This window comes from Streptomyces sp. CO7, from assembly GCF_053474865.1.
Genome location: NZ_JBRIOU010000002.1, coordinates 619,518 through 622,411 on the forward strand (window position 1 = coordinate 619,518; position 2,894 = coordinate 622,411).

Annotated in this window: 3 protein-coding genes; 1 reads left to right on the forward strand and 2 read right to left on the reverse strand. The window is 74.7% G+C overall.

From position 1 onward, the window contains the following. Nucleotides 1–110: 110 nt before the first annotated feature. A complete protein-coding gene (locus tag ACOV8S_RS04770; protein WP_448317350.1) occupies nucleotides 111–512 on the forward strand; it encodes an ATP-binding protein in 402 nt (133 codons plus the stop codon). A 50-nt stretch (nucleotides 513–562) separates the two neighbouring features. Here ACOV8S_RS04770 and ACOV8S_RS04775 read toward each other — a convergent pair whose 3' ends face one another. Together ACOV8S_RS04775 and ACOV8S_RS04780 are read right to left on the reverse strand one after the other, a co-directional pair. Further along, nucleotides 563–1,552 (reverse strand): DUF2637 domain-containing protein, encoded by a 990-nt coding sequence (locus ACOV8S_RS04775; protein WP_448316266.1) that lies wholly within the window; start codon nucleotides 1,550–1,552, stop codon nucleotides 563–565. 251 nt (nucleotides 1,553–1,803) lie between these two features. Beyond that, the gene (locus ACOV8S_RS04780) at nucleotides 1,804–2,652 is read right to left on the reverse strand and encodes a (2Fe-2S)-binding protein (protein ID WP_448316267.1); all 849 of its coding nucleotides are present in this window, start codon (nucleotides 2,650–2,652) and stop codon (nucleotides 1,804–1,806) included. Nucleotides 2,653–2,894 lie beyond the last annotated feature (242 nt).

The following is a 2,894-nucleotide window of genomic DNA, read 5'->3' on the forward strand; positions in this document are numbered from 1 at the left end:
CGGCGGAGGCGTCCACCGGACCAGGCGCGCCACCGGATCCGCAGGCGGCCGGCCGGCCGGCGGTCGACCGGCCCCGCCTCCGCACACGGCGGCCCCGGCTCAGGCAGCGCCTGCGCCGGGCGGACCTGGGCGCCGTGCCACGGGCGCGGCGGGCGTTACGGGAGCTGGTGCGGTGCGACGTGCCGGGCCGCCCGCTGGACGCGGAGCTGGTGGACACGGCGGAGCTGCTCACCACCGAACTGGTCACCAACGCCTTGGTGCACACCGGCCACGGCGCGGTGCTCAAGGTGACGGTCACCGGACGGCGGCTGAGGGTCGAGGTACGGGACTTCGTCCGCAGCCGGCCCCCGCGGCTCCCGGCGGGCGAGGACGCCGACGACGAGGCCACCGGCGGCAGAGGCCTCCTGCTGGTGGCCACCCTCGCCGACGCCTGGGGGGTGCGCGGTCACGCCCTCGGCAAGTCCGTGTGGTTCGAGCTGGCCCGCACGGGAGCCGGACCCGTCCGGGTCTGAGGGAGGCGGCCGACGGCGCCGGCTGTCTGACGGAGGCGGCCGGCGCGAAGTCAGCCGAACTGCTGCTCCAGGTCCTTCAGCTTGCGCTCCAGGGTGTCGAGCTGGCGCAGGGCCATGGTGTCCTCCTCCGGAGCGGGAAGCGACGGGCGGCTGCGCAGGGGCAGTTGTTCGGGCTCCGATGAGGAGGCGGCGGCGTCGGCACGCTCGAGTTCGACCTGGGGCGCCGCCCGCTCGGTCAGCGCGGCCGGGGCGTGCCCGCGGCTCACCGCCTTGAGGTGCGCCCGCTCCACCCGCTTCTGCTCCCTGTCGCGCCGCCGCGACTGCTCCCGCATCCGCTGGTCCTCACGGACCTCCTCCACCGCCTCGTCCAGGCTCCGCACGCCCTCCAGCAGCATCAGCGACCAGGCGCGGTAGGTCTCCCGCGGGGCGCGCAGCCACCGCACCGCCCGGATCTGCGGCAACGGGCGCGGGATCAGGCCCTGTTCGCGCAGGGCGGCGCGGCGGGTCTGCTTCAGGGCGCGGTCGAAGAGGATCGCCGCGGACAGCGACATCCCGGAGAAGAACTGCGGCGCGCCCGCGTGGCCCAGGCCCCGCGGCGCGTGCACCCAGTTGAACCAGGCGGCCGCGCCCGCGAACAGCCACACCAGCATCCGGGAGCCCAGGGCCGCGTCGCCGTGGCTGGCCTCGCGCACCGCGAGGACCGAGCAGAACATCGCCGCTCCGTCGAGGCCGAACGGCACCAGGTACTCCCAGCCGCCGGACAGGCCGAGGTTCTGGCGGCCGAAGCCGACCAGGCCGTGGAAGGAGAGCGCGGCGGCCACCGCGGCGCAGCAGAACAGCAGGACGTAGGAGGCGGTGCCGTACACCGCCTCCTTGCGGCGGCGGCGCTCCTCACTGCGCTCCCAGGAGTCGTCCGAGGAGGCCGGGCCCGCCGTCGACGCCTTCCGGCCGCGCGCGAGCACCGCCACTGCGGCCAGCACGCCGAGGAGCAGTACGGCGCCGGGAAGCAGCCAATTCAGCGAAACGTCGGTCAATCTCATCCGGTGTCCCTTTGCGTCGGGCTTGGGTGGCCTGGCTGGCGGCCATGTTGGCCCAACCGGAGACCGGCGTACCGGGTTTCGGAGCAAGACGAACCGAGGGGGTGGTGATCGGCCCCGGGTTGGCGGCCTCGGGGTCGAACTGTCGTACGTGAAAGCTTGGTTGTGTTCGAAAGGCAATCCCGCGCACGGGTGGTGCGTGAGGCGGCCGTCTGACGGCGCCGGGCGCAAATCCGACCAGATGTCAGGCTGTGTCAGGCCGCGGGCACGGCGGTCAGCTTGGCCACGCGCTCGGTGTCGCAGGTGCGCGGGCAGGTGACGCAGGTGCTGTCCTCGGCCAGCGTGTAGGCCAGGCAGCAGGTCACCCGGTCGCGGGTGGTGAGCGGGTCGCCGGACGGCCCGGACAGCTCACGGAAGCCGGCCGCGCCGGGCAGCGGCAGGGTGGCGCCGGGCAGCATCCGGCCCAGCTCCTCCACGGCCCGCCGCTCCTCGCCGAGCAGGTTGCCGACGTACCACAGGCCCTCGACCATCTCGTCGGTCACCATGCCCCACAGCGACCGCCCGCGGCGCCGCATCCGCGGGCCGAAGACGGCCAGGACCGGACCCAGGTGCTCGGCCGCGGCGGCCCGCACCTCGGCGCGCAGGGCGTCCTCGTCGGGTACCACCCGGGCGCCGGGCAGTGCGGCCGCCGGGTCGTCCGGCAGGCAGGCGAAGGTCCGCGGCCGCACGACGATCCGTCCCGTCTCCAGGTGCACGGCCACGTCGTCCACGGTGAGCCGCGGCACCCGGCGGGAGAGGAAGGCGGGGATCGTGAAGAGGAGGCAGACCGGCCAGGCGTACCGGTGCAGGGCCAGGGAGGCGCCGACGTCGGGCCGCGGGGGCCTGCCGTAGTACTGCTCGACCATCGCCCCGTCCCGGGCGATCAGACCCGCGATCTCGGGGCCGTCCTCGGCGAAGCCGGCCGAGGCCGCCCACCCGGGCTCGGCGTCGGCGCGCTCGGTGGGCAGCGCCTCGCCGGGAGCGACTTCCGTCACGGTCAGGTGCGGGAAGGCGGCCGCGAGCCGGTCGTACGCGTCCTGAAAGGCCGAGGTGGCAGAGGGCACGACGGACTCCCGTTCCCGTGAGCATGATCAGGCGTTGACAGGTAAGCCTTACCTTACTCATACGGGCCGGGGGTGGGAACACCGGCGTCCGCCCCCTATCGTGCTGGGAGCCCGGATCCGGAAGCCGAACCGGAATCCGCAGTCATGGCCCAGGAGGTCCCCGTGGAGCAGGCACGCCCGCGAGAGAGAGCGGGCGAAGCGGCGTGGCCGCGGCGCGACGCCAGGGGCGGGACCCCGGAGGG

What these genes read in the sequence shown, in the direction of transcription:
- ACOV8S_RS04775 (WP_448316266.1), bottom strand. Translation starts at nt 1,552, where the DNA reads ATGAGATTGACCGACGTTTCGCTGAATTGGCTGCTTCCCGGCGCCGTA.